15 protein-coding genes are annotated in these 17,794 nt (G+C 72.0%); 3 read left to right on the forward strand and 12 right to left on the reverse strand.

Annotated elements, in window-relative coordinates; translation table 11 throughout:
- Window positions 1-15: 15 nt before the first annotated feature.
- From AB0C66_RS07405 to AB0C66_RS07440, 8 genes are all read right to left on the reverse strand, one after another.
- Complete coding sequence (locus tag AB0C66_RS07405; RefSeq protein ID WP_362434076.1) at window positions 16-882, reverse strand: carbohydrate ABC transporter permease; 867 nt, start codon at window positions 880-882, stop codon at window positions 16-18.
- Window positions 883-885: 3 nt separating this feature from the next.
- Entirely contained in the window at window positions 886-1,878 is a 993-nt protein-coding gene (locus AB0C66_RS07410) for a sugar ABC transporter permease (RefSeq protein WP_362434079.1), read from the reverse strand.
- Window positions 1,878-3,152: a sugar ABC transporter substrate-binding protein gene (locus tag AB0C66_RS07415; RefSeq protein WP_362434082.1), complete on the reverse strand. Its 1,275-nt coding sequence runs from the start codon at window positions 3,150-3,152 to the stop codon at window positions 1,878-1,880. Before AB0C66_RS07415 ends, AB0C66_RS07410 begins: the two co-directional genes overlap by 1 nt.
- 155 nt (window positions 3,153-3,307) lie before the next feature.
- A complete protein-coding gene (gene pcaB, locus AB0C66_RS07420; protein ID WP_362434085.1) occupies window positions 3,308-4,672 on the reverse strand; it encodes a 3-carboxy-cis,cis-muconate cycloisomerase in 1,365 nt (454 codons plus the stop codon).
- A 151-nt stretch (window positions 4,673-4,823) separates the two neighbouring features.
- Window positions 4,824-6,029 (reverse strand): thiolase family protein, encoded by a 1,206-nt coding sequence (locus tag AB0C66_RS07425; protein ID WP_362434088.1) that lies wholly within the window; start codon window positions 6,027-6,029, stop codon window positions 4,824-4,826.
- Between the two features lie 156 nt (window positions 6,030-6,185).
- Window positions 6,186-7,001, reverse strand: a complete 816-nt coding sequence (locus AB0C66_RS07430) for a putative protein N(5)-glutamine methyltransferase (RefSeq protein WP_362434091.1) — start codon at window positions 6,999-7,001, stop codon at window positions 6,186-6,188.
- Between the two features lie 136 nt (window positions 7,002-7,137).
- Window positions 7,138-7,986 carry a helix-turn-helix transcriptional regulator gene (locus AB0C66_RS07435; protein WP_362434094.1) on the reverse strand — a complete coding sequence of 283 codons (849 nt, stop codon included), beginning with the start codon at window positions 7,984-7,986 and terminating at the stop codon, window positions 7,138-7,140.
- 21 nt (window positions 7,987-8,007) lie between these two features.
- The gene (locus AB0C66_RS07440; RefSeq protein ID WP_362434096.1) at window positions 8,008-8,754 is read right to left on the reverse strand and encodes a DUF6879 family protein; all 747 of its coding nucleotides are present in this window, start codon (window positions 8,752-8,754) and stop codon (window positions 8,008-8,010) included.
- Window positions 8,755-8,954: 200 nt separating this feature from the next.
- On the opposite strand from AB0C66_RS07440, the gene AB0C66_RS07445 reads away from it, so the two are divergent.
- From AB0C66_RS07445 to AB0C66_RS07455, 3 genes are all read left to right on the forward strand, one after another.
- Window positions 8,955-9,260, forward strand: coding sequence for a hypothetical protein (locus tag AB0C66_RS07445; protein ID WP_362434099.1), 306 nt, complete (start codon window positions 8,955-8,957; stop codon window positions 9,258-9,260).
- A 335-nt stretch (window positions 9,261-9,595) separates the two neighbouring features.
- Window positions 9,596-10,012, forward strand: coding sequence for a hypothetical protein (locus AB0C66_RS07450; protein ID WP_362434100.1), 417 nt, complete (start codon window positions 9,596-9,598; stop codon window positions 10,010-10,012).
- A gap of 46 nt (window positions 10,013-10,058) precedes the next feature.
- On the forward strand, window positions 10,059-12,083 hold the full coding sequence (locus tag AB0C66_RS07455) for a hypothetical protein (RefSeq protein ID WP_362434102.1): 2,025 nt from the start codon (window positions 10,059-10,061) through the stop codon (window positions 12,081-12,083).
- Between the two features lie 16 nt (window positions 12,084-12,099).
- Here AB0C66_RS07455 and nirD read toward each other — a convergent pair whose 3' ends face one another.
- The 4 genes from nirD to AB0C66_RS07475 all read right to left on the reverse strand — a co-directional run bounded on the left by nirD (window position 12,100) and on the right by AB0C66_RS07475 (window position 17,787).
- Window positions 12,100-12,468, reverse strand: coding sequence for a nitrite reductase small subunit NirD (nirD, locus tag AB0C66_RS07460; RefSeq protein WP_362434104.1), 369 nt, complete (start codon window positions 12,466-12,468; stop codon window positions 12,100-12,102).
- Window positions 12,465-15,059 (reverse strand): nitrite reductase large subunit NirB, encoded by a 2,595-nt coding sequence (gene nirB, locus AB0C66_RS07465; RefSeq protein WP_362434106.1) that lies wholly within the window; start codon window positions 15,057-15,059, stop codon window positions 12,465-12,467. The genes nirD and nirB overlap by 4 nt, the downstream gene beginning before the upstream one ends.
- On the reverse strand, window positions 15,056-16,399 hold the full coding sequence (locus tag AB0C66_RS07470; RefSeq protein ID WP_362434108.1) for an FAD-dependent oxidoreductase: 1,344 nt from the start codon (window positions 16,397-16,399) through the stop codon (window positions 15,056-15,058). The genes nirB and AB0C66_RS07470 overlap by 4 nt, the downstream gene beginning before the upstream one ends.
- A 122-nt stretch (window positions 16,400-16,521) precedes the next feature.
- Entirely contained in the window at window positions 16,522-17,787 is a 1,266-nt protein-coding gene (locus tag AB0C66_RS07475) for a cytochrome P450 (protein WP_362434109.1), read from the reverse strand.
- Window positions 17,788-17,794 lie beyond the last annotated feature (7 nt).

Below are 17,794 nucleotides of genomic sequence, written 5' to 3' on the forward strand. Positions count from 1 at the left end.
GCGCCCCGGGACTGCTCAGTCGTCGATCCCGGAGCGTTCGACGCCTGCGACGATAGAGCGCTGAAGGACCAGGAAGACCACCAGCAGCGGCAGGATCGACACCGCCGCCGCCATGAACAGCTCATGGATGTTGACGCTCTGCGCGGTGGTGAAGGTCGACAGCGCCACCTGTACCGTCCATGCCTCCCGGTCCTGGCCGATGACCAGCGGCCAGAGGAAGGAGTTCCAGGCGCCGATGAAGACGATGGTGCCCACCGCGGCGAACACCGGCCGTGAGTTGGGCACCACCACCTGCCAGTAGGTACGCCAGTGGCCGAGCCCGTCCACCCGCGCGGCGTCCTCCAGCTCCCGGGGGAAGCCCAGGAAGTACTGGCGGAAGATGAACGCGGCCACCGCCTGGAAGAGCGTGGGCACCACAAGACCGCGCAGGGTCGAGACCCAGCCCAGCGAGCTGACCAGCACAAAGCTGGGCACGAAGGTCACCGCGGCGGGCACCATCAGGGTGCCCAGGATCCAGTAGAAGACCACGTTGGCATGGCGGTACGGGATACGGGCGAGACCGTACCCGGCGAGCGAGGCCAGCAGCAGGGTGCCGAGCGTGGTGACCACCGCGATCAGCGAGGAGTTGAGGAGCGCGTGTGCCATGGGCACATCGGGATCCTCGAACAGCTCGCGTAGGTGTCCCCAGTGCAGTTCGCCGGGGAAGAAGGTCCACTCGGGCGAGGTGATCTCCGCCTCGCTCGACAGACCACCCCGCACCAGCAGATAGAAGGGGAGCAGGAAGAGCAGCGCGAGCGCGATCAGCAGCACCAGCCGCACCGCGCGGCCCGCCCGGGCCAGGCCGTCGCCCCGCCGGTGGTGCGGGGGGAGAGTCCGGGGCATCGCTCAGTCCTCCTTCCGGCCCAGGCCGAACCAGCGCGCCTGCACCACCGTGACCACCGCGATGATCAGCGCCAGGATCACCGCGCCCGCACTGCCCAGGCCCAGGTTCTGCCCCTGTCCCAGCGCGGTGTAGTAGAGGTAGACCAACGGCGGGCGGGCGTACGGCGGATAGCCGCGCGAATCCGACAGCAGGTTGTAGAACTCGTCGAACGCCTGGAAGGCGTTGATCACCAGCAGCAGCACCACGGCCACCGAGGTCGCCCGCAGCTGCGGGAAGGTGATGTGCCGGAACACCTGCCACCCCGGCCGGGCCCCGTCCACCGCCGCCGCCTCGTACAGCCGCGGGGAGATCCGCTGCAACCCGGCGAGGAACAGCACCATGTAGAACCCCGCCTGGAGCCACAGCCGCACGGTCACGATGACCAGCCAGTACCAGGGCGGATCGGTCGTGGACAGCCAGGCGACCTGATCGGCGCCGAACCAGCCGAGCACGGTGTTGGCCAGTCCGAACCGCACCCCGTTGAAGATCGACATCTTCCAGATCAGCGCCGCCACCACATACGAGCACGCCACCGGCAGGAAGAACACCGACCGGAAGAACGCCTGTGCCCGGCGCAGCCGGTTGACCATCAGCGCCAGCGACAGCGAGAGCGCATAGGTGGCCGGGACGATGAACGCCGTGAAGACGAGGAAGGTCAGCAGGCTGTCGGTGAACGCGTCGTCGCGCAGCATCGCCGTGTAGTTGTCGAAGCCGACGAAGTCGGTCGGCGACACGGTGTTGTGCGCGTCGAAGAAGCTGAGGTACGCGCTCCAGGCCAGCGGTACGTAGGTGAACAGGGTCAGGCCGAGGGCGAACGGACCCACGAAGATCCAGAACCACAGGGTGCGGTTCTGGTGTCCGAACCGGCCCTTCCGCGCCGGCGCCTTCCGCTCCGACGCGCGCCGTACGGGGGTCCGCCGCGCGTCTGCCTTCTCCGTTGCCCCCGCCCCGGGCATCAGCGCTTCTTCTGAACGCGCCGCAGCTCCGCCCGGGTCTTGCGGACCACGGACCTCAGCTCCCGCTCCGGACTCGCACCGCTCTTGATGATCCGGCTCAGCGCGTCCTGGTAGGCGGTCCTGCTCGCGGGCGTCCACAGCAGCGGTTCGGCGTGGCCGTGGTCGGTCGCGTAGCCCACCGCCTGACCGGCCGCGCCCTCGCGCAGTTCGGCGGCCTTCCTCGCCAGCGAGATCCGGGCCGGGATATGGAAGCCGTAGGTGAGCGCGAAGTCCTCCTGGTACTCGGTCTTCTCCACCCACAGCCACTTCACATACGCCTTCGCCGCCTCCTTGTGGGGACTGCGCGCGCTGACCGCCGCCCCGTAGGCGCCCACCGGCACCGCGGGAGCGCCGTGCGCCCCGTCCTTGGGGAACGGCAGCACCCCGAAGTCGTCCCCCAGCGCCTTCTCCACCTGGGGCAGCGCCCACAGCCCCGACCACTGCATGGCCGTCAGCCCCTGGGTGAACGCGGCCGGATCCGACCAGTCCGAAGGCGCCCCCAGCAGCAGCGACTTATCGGCGTAGAGCCGGTGCAGCTTGCCCAGGGTGCGGGCGGCGGCCGGATCGTCGAACCCGACCTCGCCGTCGGAGGTGATCAGCTCCAGGCCCGCGGCGTTCAACGGGGTGCCGCCGAGGACGCCGGGGCCGCCGTCGTTGCCGAGGAAGAGCCCCTTGACGTCCTTGGTGGTCAGCTCCTTCGCCGCGGCCACCAGCGCGTCGAGCGTCCGCGGCGGCTCCACACCCGCGTCCTTCAGCGCGCTCTTGCGGTAGTAGAGCAGCTGCGCGTCGATGACCTGCGGAATGGCCCAAATCCTGCCCTGGTGGGTCTTGGGCGCCAGTACCGCCGGGTTGATGTCGTCCTTCGCCTCGCTGAGCAGATCGGTCAGGTCGACCACCTGACCGCCCTGGATCTGGTCCAGCGTCGGGCCGTTGACCTCGAAGACATCGGGGCCGGACGCCGTCAGCAGCGCGGCGGCGGTCTGCTGGTCGTAGTTGCCCGGCCGCCACTGCACCTGGACGTCGGCCTTGTCATAGGCGTCGGCGTACCGCTTCACCGCCTGCCGGGTGCCGGGCTCGCCGTACTGGTGGTACCAGTGCTCGAGGAGCGGCCGGCCGCCCTCGCCGTCCGATTCCCGGCCGGTGTTGGACCCGCAGGCGGTGGTCAGCCCACCGGTCAGGACGAGCCCTCCGCCCGCGCCGAACGTACCGAGCAGTCTTCTGCGGCTGATGGACACAGCGTGCGCCCCCTCGCTCCTCGTGTGGCCGGTCCCGGGCCACCGTATGTACCAACGATCAACGATGGGTGCCGATTACGACAGGGGCGATGCGGCGTCATGTCACCTACGGCGGACGGATGATGACGGTCCGTCGGCCGTCGTCGTGCGCGCGGCTAGGGGGTGGTGTCCCGTGCCGTGCGGCGGAGGGCGCGGACGACCAGGTCGGGGGCGGCGCCGGTGGAGGTGGACGGGTCGGTGAGGGCGCGCAGTTCCTCGGGGGGCAGCGCCCGCGTCACCTCCGGCTCCCGGGCCAGCGCCGCCGCCAGCCCGGTGCCCTCCTCGGCCGCCCGCCGCGACACCGCCGTCAGCAGCTCCTTCGCCCGGCCGCGGCCCAGCCGCGGGGCCAGGGCCATGGCGACGCGTTCGCTGACGATCAGCCCGTCGGTGAGGTGCAGATGCCGGGTCATCCGGTCGGGGAACACCCGCAGGGAAGCGGTGAGTCCGGCCGTCTCCCGGGCGGCCCCGCCCGCCAGCCGCAGCAGCTCCCGCAGCGGCTGCCACTCGGCGTGCCACGCTCCCGCGGGCCGTTCGTCCTCCGCGGCCAGCGCGCCGAGCAGGGTCGCGGCGAGCGCGGGGGCCTGGCGGGCCGCGGCGGCGATGAGCGTGGCACGCACCGGATTGCTCTTGTGCGGCATCGCGGAGGAACCGCCACCGGCGCCCTCGGCCACCTCCGCCACCTCGGTCCGCGCCAGCACCAGCACATCCGCCGCCACCTTGCCCAGCGCTCCCACGGTGAAGGCCAGCGCGCAGCCCAGGTCGGCCACCGGTGTGCGCAGGGTGTGCCACGGCAGCTCGGGCTCGGCCAGCCCGGTCTCGGCGGCGAACCGGCCCAGCAGCCCCACCCCGTCCTCGAAGGCCGCCAACGTCCCCGCCGCGCCGCCGAGTTGGGCGGGGAGGCGGAGCGCCGCGAGCCGGTCGCGGGCGTCCAGGACCAGCGCGCGCCATCCCGCCGCCTTGAGTCCGAAGGTGGTGGGCACGGCGTGCTGGGTGAGGGTACGGCCGGGCAGCGGGGTGTCCCGGTGCGCTTCCGCGAGCCGGGCGAGACCCGCCGCCGTACCGTCCAGGTCGGCCACGATCAGCGGCAGGGCGCGGGCGGCCATCAGCATCGCGGCGGTGTCGACGATGTCCTGGCTGGTGGCGCCCCGGTGCACCCACTCCGCCGCGCCGGGGTCCGCACCGGCCACCGCCGCCGTGAGATCGGCGACCAGCGGGATGACCGGGTTACCACCGGACCGGGCCCGCAGGGCGAGCCCGCGGATGTCATAGCGCTCGGCCCGCGCCGCCGCGTCCACCGCCCGCGCCGCGTCCGCCGGGGCCCGCCCGGCCGCGACCAGCGCCCGGGTCAGCGCGGCCTCCGCGTCCAGCATGGCCTGGACGAACGCGGTGTCCCCGGTGACGGCCTCGACCGCCGACCCGGCCCGCACCGGCGACAGCAGGCCCAGATCGTGGCCGTCGTCCGGGATCTCGGCTGAACTCACGGAAGACCGTCTCCTTGTCGCCCCGCGACCGGATGTCCGGGCGTCCGGCTTCCGGGCCATGGCCCGGCCGTCGCCACCAGCGTCTCGCGGCGGCCCGGATCCGGCGAGGCGAGCGGCGGATCCGCGGCGGCCCGGTGGGGGGACACAGGGCCTAGCGTTCGAGGACGAGGGCCAGGCCCTGCCCGACGCCGATGCACAACGTGGCCAGCCCGGTGCCCGAGCCGCGGGCCGCCAGCTGGTGTGCCACCGCCCCGGCCAGCCGGGCGCCGGAGCAGCCCAGGGGGTGGCCGATGGCGATGGCGCCCCCGCGCGGATTGACCACGCCCGGGTCGAAACCGGGGTCCTCGGCCCATTCGGCGAAGCACCCCAGCACCTGCGCGGCGAACGCCTCGTTGAGCTCCAGGGTGGCCAGATCGCCGAAGCCCCGGCCCGCCTTGGCGAGGGCGCGGCGCACCGCCTCCACCGGTCCGAGGCCGAAGTACTGGGGCTCGATCCCGGTGACGGCCGAGGCGCCGATCCGGGCGAGCGGTTCCCGGCCGGTGGCCGCGAGCCCTTCCTCGTCGACCAGCAGCAGGGCCGCCGCGCCGTCGTTGAGCGGTGAGGAGTTGCCCGCGGTGACGGTGCCGCCGGGCTTGCGGAACGCGGGCTTCAGCTTGGCCAGGGACTCCAGCGAGGTGGTGTCACGGATGGTCTCGTCGCGCACCAGCTCGGTGTCCGGGTACGGCAGCACCTCGGCGTCGTACGCCCCGTCCTTCCACGCCCGCGCCGCCTTCTCGTGGCTGGCGAGGGCGAACGCGTCCTGCGCCTCGCGGGTGACGGTGTGCTTGTCGGCGATCAGCTCGGCGCCCTCGCCGAGGGCGACGGTCCACTCCGGCGGCATGTCCGGGTTGGTCATCCGCCAGCCGAGGGTGGTGGAGTACAGCTGCTGATGTCCGGCGGGGAAGGCGCGCTCGGGCTTCTGGAGCACCCAGGGCGCACGGCTCATGGACTCCACGCCACCCGCGAGCGCGATATGCGCGTCGCCGACGGCGATGGCGCGGGCTGCCTGGAGCACCGCCTCCAGCCCGGAGGCGCAGAGCCGGTTGACGGTGGCGCCGGGCACGGTGACCGGAAGTCCGGCCAGCAGTACGGCCATCCGGGCCACATCGCGGTTGTCCTCGCCCGCGCCGTTGGCGTTGCCGAGGTACACGTCGTCGATCCGGGCCGGGTCCAGCTCCGGGGTGCGGGCGAGCAGCCCGCGCAGCACGTGGGCGGCCAGATCGTCGGGGCGGACGCCCGCGAGCCCACCGCCGTACTTGCCGACGGGGGTGCGGACGGCATCGACGATATAGACGTCACGCGGACGGTCGGGGGTCATCAGGCGTCCTTTCCTGTGGCCTTGAGCGCTGGTCGCACGGCCGGCCATGGTCACACCGCTCCACAGATGCTCAGTGTACTGAGCAATTTCTCACCGTTCCGTACGCTGCCATCGGGCGGTGTGCTCGTCAAGGGAGCCCAGGTCGCGCAGGGCCGCTCAGCCATGCGGCGGGCGGGTGGCGATCACCACCGTGGCCTCCCGCTCCTCGCACTCGGCCACCGTGGGCCGCAGCCCGTCCCGGGTGACGATCTCCACGGCCGCGGCCGCCTGCCGTCGGCTGGTCTCGAAGAGCAGACAGCCGCCCGGCGCCAGCCACGCGGCCGCCGCCGCGGCCACCCGGCGCAGCACGTCCAGCCCGTCCACCCCGCCGTCCAGCGCCACCCGCGCCTCGTGGACCCGCGCCTCCGGCGGCAGCAGGCCGACCTTCGCGGTCGGCACATACGGCACATTGGCCAGCAGCACATCGACCCGGCCGCGCAGCGCGGCGGGCAGCGGCTCGTACAGATCGCCCTCGTAGACCCGTCCGCCCACGTGCTTGACGTTACGGCGGGCACAGCGCACCGCCGCCGGGTCGATATCGGTGGCGTACAGCGCGATCCGCTCCAGCGCCGCGCCGAGGGCGGCACCCAGCGCGCCCGAGCCGCAGCACAGATCGACCACCACCGCCCCGGCCCGCGCGGGCGCCAGCGCGGCCGCCCGCTCGATGAGGAATTCGGTACGCCGCCGTGGCACGAACACACCGGGGTCCACGGCTATCCGCAGGCCCCGGAACTCCGCCCAGCCCAGGACGTGTTCCAACGGAAGCCCGGCGGTGCGCCGGTCCACCATGGACTCCACTTCGGCCGGATCACGGGCGGTGGACAGCAACAACTCCGCCTCGTCCTCGGCGAACACGCATCCGGCAGCGCGGAGCCTGGTGACGACGGCGGAGAAATCGAGGATCGAAGCGAGAGGGAGAGATGAAGTCGACATGGAGCCTTCCGGGATTCCCAGGGCGCTCCGCCGGTCACCTACACCGGTTCGGCCGCTTGGCCGCACAAGGGGAGCACCCAGCCTGACCTGGCGTTGATGGGTCTCACCTCCTCGGTGCGTACGAGTGACGGCCACATTACCCGATCAGCCCCCGCCGGGCCTCGTGGATCAGGCGGTGGGCGTCGGCGCCGAAGACGGCGGATCCGCGGAGGGTGTTCCAGGCGCGGAGGTAGAGGGCGATGCTGTCGGCGTCGTCGATCCAGAGTTCGGCGTGCCAGTCCTCGACGAGCACCAGCCGCTCATCGTGGATCCAGAAGCCATTCGCTGGTTGGATCTTCAAGGGCGCGGCGAACGGGACGATCCCCAGCTCGAGCGTGTCCAGGCCGATGACGCTCATCAGCCGGTCGAGCTGGGCGGCGAGGACTGACGGGGGGCAGACGAGGGCGCGCAGCGCCCCTTCCCACATGATGATCCGGTACCGCTTGCGTGAGTCGTACAGCCCTTCCTGGCGCTTCACCCGGGCACGGACTGCGGCCTCAATGTCCCGTGGAGTCTTGTGCAGGTCTGCGTTCCGGGTGAAGACCGCGCGTGCGTAGTCGGCTGTCTGGAGCATGCCCGCCACGAGACAGTTTTCCCAGATGCCCAGTGTGGCTGTGCGGTCGTGTTCAGCGGTGATCGCGTCCTGTACGGGCTTGTATCCTGCGGCGAGTTGGCGGCGCCACGATCGGATGTGGGATTCCAGCCCGTTGAACCGGGCGAGTAGTTCCTCGGCGGCTTCGGGCTGGTCGGTTGCCGTGGCCCAGGCGCGCAGGTCCTCGGCTGTCGCTGTCTGGCGCCCGTTTTCCAGCTTGTAGATCTTCGAGTGAGGCCAGCCCAGCCGCTCGGCGAGTTGTGTACCGGTGAGTCGACCTCCAGGGCATGACGCGCGCAGCTCCCGAAGCCGCGCCCCTAGGGCCACCCGTGCTTGCTGAAAGTCAGTGCTCACCGGTCACACGCTACTTGCAAGCTACGTGGTCAGTCCCGCTGCGAACGTGTCGTACCGAACGGCGTAGTGCCATGCCGCGTCCCGGACCTGGAGATAGCGATTGACCTCCATGGGCTCGGTGATCACCTCGACGTTGAGCAGATTGTCGTCGTCATCGAAGTTGAGGAGGGCGACGAGCCGGGAGTCGAAGACCCAGAAGTCCTCGGCGGGCAGTCGCAGCCGGTCGGCGTCGCCGCGCCACAGGTTGCGGATGTCTTCTCCCATGTCGCAGTTCCGCTTGGCGCTGTAGAGGAGGTAGCGCTGACCCATCGTGGGCGGATCGTCGACGATGCGCACTCGCTCGCACCGCTTGCCCTGCTGAGTTTGGTTGCGGATCGTGGTGAAGAACGGATGGTAGAGGTCAAGTGGAGCTTCGCCCGTCTCGACGAACTCCTGGTAGTCGGGCGCAGTTTCATCACTCGCGAACCGGCGGCGGGTCTCCAGCCGCCAGGCGGTGTGCTTGAAGTTCTCGAAGAGCTTGCCGAAGTCATCCAGGTCGATGATGTGCGGCGTGCGAGTGACCTCCTTGGGGCCGAAGTCGACCAGCAGTTCGCGCGGGACCACGATGGGTGCCTCGCCCTCTCCAAGGTGTTGGAGCTGGGCAACGTCCTCGGGGTCGGTAAGCGGTGTTCCGTGGATGACGATCTCTCCGCTGTCCAAGTCCTCGTGCACGGCGGGGCAGCCCCCAACGCCAGACCCCGTGCCCTTGAAGCGCAGTCGTCGCGCCATGATCACGTCCTCCTTATTGATCTGGACACCCCGAGCATGTCGCACCCATGGGTGCGCTCGGTACCGATTCGCTGACCCTGCGTGAGATCAATCAAGAACATCCCGCCCGTAGTCGAGAACATTCGAGAACATCGCCTCGCACACCCCGGACCTCTCTCCCTAATGTCCCGTTCACGCAGAAACGGCGGGAGAGGTGACCGATGAGAATCCGCGAACAGGACATCGAGGCACTGGGTGCCGATGCCCATGCCACGCCCAGGGCCGAGGCCCAGGCCGTGGCCGATTTGCTGCGCCAGGCGTTGGCGCGCCTCGGCTTCACGCCGGACGTCCCGCACGGCGTCAAGGGCGGTGAGTTGTACTGGCCGACCCTGCGCGGCGAACTCACCGTGTCCGGGTATCCGTTGGTGGCCCTCGGGCGCATCCCCCTGGACAGCGCGAACCGGCTCGCCGAAGTCCTGATGCGGGCCGCGCTGGAGGAGCAGACGAAGAACGCCGCCTCGGCATAGGCGGCGCAGACCCCCGTACCGGCTGGACCGGAGCCCTGGCAGGTGGAGCCCAGCCGGAACGGGTGCACGTGCGCGACGGCGTGCGGAGAGCCCACGCGCCGACAGCACAGGAGGGAATCATCCCGATGCGACTGGCAGGACACAAGGCCGTCTTACGGGTCTTACGCCAGGACCCGGACGACGGCGACACCTTGCCCGACACCGACGCACCGTCACCCCCTTCGGGCGGCAGTTGCGGTGGCGGTGACGGCTGCGGCCGTCGATAACCCCATGACGGAGGGCAGTTCCGGCCCACGCGCGGGGGCTGCCCTCTTATGGCCAGCGAAGGCGGCACAGTGCACCACCATCACGGCTACACCTGGCTCGGCCCGGGCCACGCCCTCCTCAAGGACGGCCCCAGGCGGCCCATCCACCCGGACTTCAGGTCTTCCAAGGTCGTACCCCTCGAACTCGCCCACTGGCTCCTCAAACCCCCCACCTTCATCCGGGGAACCTGGACCGACCCCGCACAGGCCGCCGACTGGTTCGGCGCCCGGGCGCGCGAGCACGCCGCCTCCTTCGCCTCCGACCACGACCGGGCCCCCGCAGCGCTGTCCGCGAAGGTTCAGGGCGCGGCCGAGGCGGTCGCGGGCGGGGAGGACCTCGCCGGAGGCTGGTACCTCTCCGGGCAGCGGTTTCTCTCCGTATGTCTCATCGCCTGCGACCCCCACCGCTTACGCCCCGAAATCCCGTGTCCGCACCGGCGAACGTGACTCAGCCGATGTGTGCGGTGTCAGTGGCATGGGCGAGGATCTGCTCATGGGACACGCAATTGGGGGAACTCCGGTGCTCGACCGGGCCGGAGGCGAGAGGCTGGACGACTGGAAGGTGGCCACCGCGCTGAGCGGGCTGGTGGACGCGGCCGGTATGTGGTCCAGAGACGGTGTGCTGGCCGAGCTGGAACGCACCGGGCGCTTCTTGGCCGGGACTTGGGACCCCCCGGAGGGAGAGGACGGCCTGGGGACGGCGGGTGAGGGGTCCTGGACACGGTTCCTCGGGCGGATCGGCGCCCTCGCCCTGCGGGCCGCCGTCGAGCCCACCCGCGACGAGCACCGGCAGCGGCTGCTGGCCTGGCTGGAGATCTGGGCGGAGAGCCCATTCGCTGACCCCTCGGCCCGCTGGCGCACCGGAGTGGTGCGGACCGACCGCAAGGGCGTCCGGGATGAACACGGCGCCGCCGTCTGTATCGGCTGGATGCGTGGCGGGGCCCGGAAATTCCTGGAGCTGCGCACCGGCCAGGGCGAACCGCCGTCGCTGGGGGAGACAGTGGAGGTGGCCGACCTCGTCCCCGGCGGTGGCTGGGGCTCTCCGGAGCAGATACGCACGCTGGTGGCGCTGGTCCGCGAGCGCGGTCCGGTGCCGTGGGACCCGTCGGCCGTCGCCCTGCTGCGCGAGGCCACCGGGCTCGGGCGGGCGACGGCGTCGTTCGTCCTGGCCGGGGTGATCAGCCGCAACTACCTGCCGTTCCTCGACGCCGACGAGCGCCGGATCCACGGCGTGAAGGTGGCCCAGGCCGAGGACGGCGGCACCGAGTTGGTGACGCTGAGCCCGTTGGAGCGGCTGGAGCTGCTGGCGGACGTACTGCCCGCCGACCCCGCCGCGCTCTGGGAGCCGGAGGGGATGCGGGAGGTCGCCGAGCGGATCGGTGCGGGGTGGCGGGCCGGGTTCGGGCGGCGCACGGTGGTGCCCGAGCCCACCCTCGCGGCGGTGATCGAGCGGGAGCCGTTTCGGATGACAGCGGGCAGGCTGTGCTGGGCGTTCACCGATCCCTCCGACATACCCACGCTCCGTACGGGTATCGACAGCCGGTTGGCCAACTCCGACTTCGGTCCGTATGTCACGGACGGCCTGACCCTCACGTGGCGGTTCGACCACGTCCTGGTCGCCGTGGTCGGGCAGCTCCCCTGGATCTACGCGGAGCTTCCGGGCGGGGACGTGGTGCGCGACGGTACGCCCGGTCTGGTGCGGGTGCTGCGGGAGCGGCTGGCTCATCCGGGGCTGCTGCTGGACGCGGGCTCGAGTGACATGCGCGGCAGCGATCTGACGGCCGAGGTGCCCGACGGTTTCGGCAGCCGCCCCTACGCGGGCCCCGAGCCGCTGGACGATCCGAGCGTGGACGACGGGCTGACCGTGGTGGTGCGGCGGCGGGGGAGCCGTCCGGACGACGGGTCCCATATGAGCCTGTCCTTCCGCCCCGCCTTCTACGGGGACGACGAGCGCTCCCGCCGGCTGTCGGCGTGGGTGACCGACCGCCGGGACCGGGAGCAACTGGACGCGGTCGCGTGGCTGCGCGGCCCGGTCTGCTCCCGCATCGTCGACCGGATCGGCTCGGCGGCGCTGCCCCCGGGGCGCTATGAGTCCGACCCCGCGGTCTCGGCCCCCGAGGTGGTCGCGCTCGCCGCCGGGAAGCTGGGCCTCGATACCGACCAGGCGCGGCTGTATCTCCAGCTGCTGGCGCTGCCCGCGCCGACCGACCGCAAGGTCAAGGTGTGGAACGGCTGGACCACCGCCCGCCACCGCGCCGCCCGGGACGGGCTGCTGGCGCGCGGTGTGGTGGTGGCGGACAAGCGGCCCCGCGCCGGGCGCCAGATCTTCCTGCCGGGCGACTGGGGCCACGCGGTCGAGCCGTACCAGCCGATGGAGCTGTGGAAGGCGGCGCTGCTGGGTGTGGAGCGTTCGTACAACGGCCGCTACGACAACCACCCACCGCTGCCCACCCACGCCCTGCCCGAACTCTTCGCCCACGCCTGGACACGGGTGGAGCAAGGCGAGGGCCCGGCCTGACCCCTGAGGGCGCGGCTCACCGGCCCGGCGCGGGGCTTCCGACGCGGGTGGCGTACGCGGTGACGGACACCGTCTCGTCGTCCAGGCAGCCGCCGGTCTCCAGGTCGAAGCGCTGTTTCAGCAGCGGCGAGGCCACGAACGGCCGTCCGTCCGCGGTGCCCAGCAGCCCGCGCGAGAGCACATACGCGCCGGTGAACGGATCGCGGTTGCCGATGGCGTACGCGCGCCCCCGTCGGTCCAGGAAGACCGCCACCTGGGTGCCGTCCGGCAGCAGGGCCGCCACCCCGCGCCCCGGGATGAGATCGGTCAGCTCGCAGATCGCGAACCACTTCTGGTCGACGAGGAGTTCCACACGGATGTCGATCCGCTCGGGAGCCATGGTCATCGGCTGGAGGTCCCTTCGAGAGTACGGGCACGGACGGGGATGGTCGGGCCGGAGAGGATCGTCAGGTCCGGCTTGACCTGGTCGCGCTCGGGCACGAACCGCACCGTGGGGTCCGGTGCCTCGGGCGCGTTGACGAAGGACACGAAGCGGCTCAGCCGCTCCGGGTCGCCCAGGGTTTCGGCCCACTCGTCGCGGTAGCCCGCCACATGGTCGGCCATCAGCGCCTCGAGCTCGGCACACAGTCCCAGCGAGTCGTTCACCACCACGTCGCGGACGTGGTCGAGACCGCCCTCGATCCGCTCCAGCCAGGCGGAGGTGCGCTCCAGCCGGTCGGCGGTGCGGATGTAGAACATCAGGAACCGGTCGATGAGCCGGATCAGCTCCTCGTCGTCCAGGTCCTGGGCCAGCAGGTCGGCGTGGCGCGGATCGGCGCCGCCGTTGCCCCCGACGTAGAGGTTCCAGCCGTGGGAGGTGGCGATCACCCCGAAGTCCTTGCCGCGCGCCTCGGCGCACTCACGCGCGCACCCCGAGACGGCCGACTTCAGCTTGTGCGGGGAGCGCAGCCCCCGGTAGCGCAGCTCCAGATCGATCGCCATCCGCACCGAGTCCTGCACCCCGTAGCGGCACCAGGTCTGCCCCACACACGACTTCACGGTGCGCAGCGCCTTGCCGTACGCGTGGCCCGACTCGAACCCGGCGTCCACCAGCCGCGCCCAGATCACCGGCAGCTGGTCCACCCGGGCGCCGAACAGGTCGATCCGCTGACCACCGGTGATCTTCGTGTAGAGCCCGAAGTCCCGCGCCACCTCGCCGATCACGATCAGTTTCTCGGGGGTGATCTCCCCGCCCGGGATCCGCGGCACGATCGAGTACGAGCCGTTGCGCTGGAGGTTGGCCAGGAAGTGGTCGTTGGTGTCCTGGAGCGCGGCCTGTTCGCCGTCCAGGACATAGCCGCTGGCGCCCAGCGTCGGGGCGAGCGAGGCGATGATCGAGGCCACCGCGGGTTTGCACACCTCGCAGCCGTCGCCCCGCCGGGCCTCCTCGCGGCCGTGGCTGTCCAGCAGTTGCGCGTACGTGGTCACCCGCAGCGTGCGCACGATCTCGTACAGCTCGGCGCGGGTGTAGCCGAAGCAGCCGCACAGCCCCTTGTCGACATTGACACCGCTCGCCTCGAGCTCGTCGTGGACCAGCGAGGTGAGCGCCTTGACGCAACTGCCGCAGCCGGTACCCGCCTTGGTGCACTTCTTCACCTCCGGGACGGTGGTGCACCGGTGGTCGGTGACGGCGACCCGGATCGCGCCCTTGGTGACGTTGTGGCAGTTGCAGATGACCGCCTCGTCGGGCAGTGCGGACGGGCCGAGCGCGGCGGGCGCCCCCGCCCCCGCCGGGAGCACCAGCTGTTCGGGGGCGACCGGTGGCACCGAGCCGGTCAGCGGGCGCAGCATGCCGTACGCCTCGGCGTCACCGACCAGCACCCCGCCCAGCAGGGTGCCGTCGGCGCCGACCACCAGCTTCTTGTAGACGCCCGCGCGGGAGTCGGAGTACACCACGTCCAGAGACCCCTCGGCGGTGCCATGGGCGTCGCCGAAGCTGGCCACGTCCACGCCCAGCAGCTTGAGCTTGGTGGAGGTGTCCGCGCCGGTGAAACCGGTGTGCGCACTGCCCGCGACCTCGTGCGCGGCCACCTCGGCCATCTCGTAGCCGGGCGCGACCAGGCCGTACACCCGGCCGTCGGCGGCCAGCGCGCATTCGCCGATCGCGTACACCGCCGGGTCGCTGGTGCGGCAGCGTTCGTCCACCGTGATCCCGCCGCGCTCGCCCACCTCCAGACCGCAGTCACGGGCCAGTTGGTCCCGGGGGCGCACCCCGGCCGAGAAGATGACGAGGTCGGTGTCGATGGCCGAACCGTCGGACAGCGCCATCCCGGTGACCGCGCCGTCGGCGTCCGCCGTGATCTCCTTGCCGCCGACGCCGGTGTGCACGATCAGGCCCATCTCCTCGACGGTGCGGCGCAGCGCGGCGCCGCCCCCGTCGTCCACCTGGAGCGCCATCAGCCGCGGGTTGAACTCCACGATGTGGGTGGTGAGTCCGAGCCCCTTGAGCGCCCCGGCCGCCTCCAGCCCGAGCAGTCCGCCGCCGACCACCGTGCCCGAGGCGCGGTTCTCGGCGTACGCCTCGATGGCGAACAGGTCCTCGACGGTCCGGTAGACGAAACAGCCCGCGCTGTCCTTGCCGGGGACGGGCGGGACGAACGGGTACGAGCCGGTGGCCAGCACCAGCGTGTCGTAGCCGACGGTGAGCCCGGAGCGGGCGGTCACCGTGCGCGCGGCGCGGTCCACGGACTCGGCCGGGTCGCCGAGGCGCAGCTCGATTCCGTGCCGGGCCAGGAACCCGTCCTCGACGAGGGAGAGATCGTCGGCGGTGCGGCCGGAGAAGTACGAGGTGAGCTGGACGCGGTCGTAGGCGGGCCGGGGCTCCTCGCAGAACACCACGACCCGGGCGGTCTCGGTGACCTGCCGTTCGACGAGCGCTTCGAGGAACCGCTGGCCGACCATCCCGTGGCCGATCAGCACAATCGTCGGCTTCGTCATGAGCAGGCGCCTCCATCGTTGGTGAGCAGGTGCAGCAGTGGGGTGGCGGGGAGCGGCTCATCGCCCTCCCAGGTGCGGGCGAGCGCGCCGACGGTGCCGAGATCGCCGAGGAGGATGCCGCCGACGAGCCGGCCGCCCCGGACGACGACCTTGCGGTACGCGTCGCGGGTGGCGTCGGTGAGACGGATGACGTCGTCGCCGGGGGCCGGGCTGGTTTCGCCGAAGGAGGCCAGGTCCAGGGGGCGGGCCGAGGCGAGGGTGAGCCGGGTCAGGGTGCGGGTGCCCTGGTAGGGGGTCGCGGTTCCGCTGCCGGGTGCGGTCCGGTCGTCGGGTGGTGCCCACCCGTGCCGCCCCGCGGAACGATGGCCCACCACGGTGCCGACGGCGTCCGCCTGTTCCTGGGCTGCCTGGGCCAGGCCGTAGACCACCCCGTCATGCTCCGCGCAGTCGCCGATCGCATGGATCCGGGGGTCGCTGGTCCGCAGCTCGTCATCGACCACGATGCCGCCGGCCACCTCCAGGCCGGCCGCCCGGGCCAGACCCACCCGCGGCCGGACCCCGCAGGCCAGCACCACCAGGTCGGCCTCCAGCGCGTAGCCGTCGGCCAGCTCGACGGCGCTCACCGCGCGTCCCCCGCCGTCCAGCGGACGGGTCCGTACATCCCGGACCCGGCACTTGGTGTGGACCTCCACCCCCAGCGCCGCCATATGGTCCCGCAGCAGCCGCGCGGCGCCCGGATCGAGCTGGCGCTCCATCAGATGCTCGCCCTGGTGCGCCAGCACCACCTGGGCGCCGCGCTCGGCCAGGGCGCGGGCGGCGGACACCCCCAGCAGCCCACCGCCGATGACCACGGCCCGCGCCCCGGGGCGCGCCGCGGCGCCCAGGGCCAGACAGTCGTCCAGGGTGCGGAAGGCGTGTACCCCGTCGGGAAGTTCATGGCCGCCGGGTGTGAACAGACCGCGCAGCGGCGGCAGTACCGGGTTGGAGCCGGTGGCCAGTACCAGGGTGTCGTAGGGGACCGCGCGGCCGTCGTCGCACAGCACCCGCGCGGTGCCGCGGTCGACGCGGACCGCGCGCACCCCGCTCAGCCGGTGGGCCGCGGGGGCCGGGGCCGGGAGCGCGATGACCTCCGGGGCGTACCGCCCGGCCAGCACCTCGGCGAGCAGCACCCGGTTGTACGCGGGGTGCGGCTCCTCACCGATCAGCGTCACGCCGACCGGCGGGGCGTGCGGCACCGGCGGCCCGGCGGTGAGCCGCTGTGCCAGCCGGGTACCCGCCATACCGCCGCCGACGATCACCACACGGTGGTGGCGGCGCTCCGGCTCCCTGTTCGACCTCATGGCAGGAAGCCTGCGGGCCGCCTGTTACCCGGCGGCATCCCCGTCGTTTCCCGTAGGCAACGCTGCCCTCAGCGCGCCCCCTCCGTGGCTGTGAGCCCGGTGGCCCGCCGCCGCTCCCGCCGTCAGCCCAGCCGGACCGGCAGCTCCACCGGGCTGTTGCCGACGAAGCTGGGATGCGGCACCAGTTCCGCGTCCGGCACCGCCACCTCAAGAGCGGGGAAGCGGGTGAACAGCGCCTCCAGCGCGATGGTGGCCTCCATCCGGGCCAGCGGTGCGCCCAGGCAGTAGTGGGCGCCGTGGCCGAAGGAGACATGGCGGGTGGCGGCGGGCCGGGTGATGTCGAAACGGTCCGCGTCCGCGCCGTGGGCCCGCGGATCGCGTCCGGCGGAGGTGTACGAGACGAGCACGGGCGCGCCGCGTGGGATGACGGTGTCGCCGACCGCCAGATCCCGGGTGGGGTAGCGGAACGGGAAATAGCTGACCGGGGAATCCCAGCGCAGGGTCTCCTCGACCACATCGGCCCAGGTCGGACCGTGCGGACCGGCTCCCGCGCGGACCAGCTCCAGCTGGTCGCGGTGGTCGCACAGCGCCCGCACCGCGTTGGTGATCAGGCTGAGCGTGGTCTCGTGTCCCGCGACGATCATCAGCAGCAGGGTGCCGATCAGTTCGCTCTCGCTGAGCCGGTCGCCGTTCTCCTCGCGCGCCGCGATCAACGCGCTGGTCAGGTCGTCGCCGGGGGAGGCCAGCCGGGCCGCGGCCACCTGGCCGAGGAGGGCGACCATCTCGCGGTTGGCGGCCACCACCCGCTCGGGAGTGGTCCGGGTGGAGACGATCTCGTTGGACACCTCGTGCAGCCGGTCCTGGTGCTCGGCGTCCACGCCCAGCATCCGGCAGATCACCCCCATGGGCAGCGGCAGCGCGAGGTGGCGGCGCAGATCGGCCACCCCGTCCGGGGCCCCGGCGGCGGCCCGTTCGAGACCGTCCAGCAGCGTTTCCGTCAGCTCCTCGATCGCCGGGCGCATCGCCTCCACCCGGCGCGGGGTGAACGCCCGGGTCACCAGGGAGCGCAGCCGACGGTGGTCCGCGCCGTCCGCGGTGGTCATGCCCTGCACGGTGGCGAAGGTGGCCAGCGGCCAGCCCGGCGGGATCCCGCCGCTCCGGAGCGCGGCGAAGTGGCAGGCGTTCTTGGCCACATCGGGGTGGGTGACGAACTCCTTCAACTCCTCGTGCCGGGTGATGGCGTACCCGGGCACCTCACCGGGCAGCAGGATCGGGACCGCGGCCCCACGGGCGCGCAGCCGGTCGTTGACCGCGTGCTGGGCGGCCCCGGTGGGGTCCAGACGGTGCGGCGGTGCGGCGTGCGGCACGGGGCATCGGCCGTCGGTCATCTGCTGC

This window comes from Streptomyces sp. NPDC048636 (assembly GCF_040650655.1).
Taxonomy (GTDB): Bacteria; Actinomycetota; Actinomycetes; order Streptomycetales; family Streptomycetaceae; genus Streptomyces.

Bases quoted from the DNA above. Each gene is read 5' to 3' on its own strand.
- AB0C66_RS07445 (WP_362434099.1), top strand. From the start codon at position 8,955: ATGAGAATCCGCGAACAGGACATCGAGGCACTGGGTGCCGATGCCCAT.
- AB0C66_RS07425 (WP_362434088.1), bottom strand. From the start codon at position 6,029: ATGACCCCCGACCGTCCGCGTGACGTCTATATCGTCGATGCCGTCCGC.
- nirB (WP_362434106.1), bottom strand. From the start codon at position 15,059: ATGACGAAGCCGACGATTGTGCTGATCGGCCACGGGATGGTCGGCCAG.
- AB0C66_RS07410 (WP_362434079.1), bottom strand. From the start codon at position 1,878: ATGCCCGGGGCGGGGGCAACGGAGAAGGCAGACGCGCGGCGGACCCCC.
- nirD (WP_362434104.1), bottom strand. From the start codon at position 12,468: ATGACCATGGCTCCCGAGCGGATCGACATCCGTGTGGAACTCCTCGTC.
- AB0C66_RS07440 (WP_362434096.1), bottom strand. From the start codon at position 8,754: ATGGCGCGACGACTGCGCTTCAAGGGCACGGGGTCTGGCGTTGGGGGC.
- AB0C66_RS07430 (WP_362434091.1), bottom strand. From the start codon at position 7,001: ATGTCGACTTCATCTCTCCCTCTCGCTTCGATCCTCGATTTCTCCGCC.
- AB0C66_RS07405 (WP_362434076.1), bottom strand. From the start codon at position 882: ATGCCCCGGACTCTCCCCCCGCACCACCGGCGGGGCGACGGCCTGGCC.
- AB0C66_RS07470 (WP_362434108.1), bottom strand. From the start codon at position 16,399: ATGAGGTCGAACAGGGAGCCGGAGCGCCGCCACCACCGTGTGGTGATC.
- AB0C66_RS07475 (WP_362434109.1), bottom strand. From the start codon at position 17,787: ATGACCGACGGCCGATGCCCCGTGCCGCACGCCGCACCGCCGCACCGT.
- AB0C66_RS07455 (WP_362434102.1), top strand. From the start codon at position 10,059: ATGGGACACGCAATTGGGGGAACTCCGGTGCTCGACCGGGCCGGAGGC.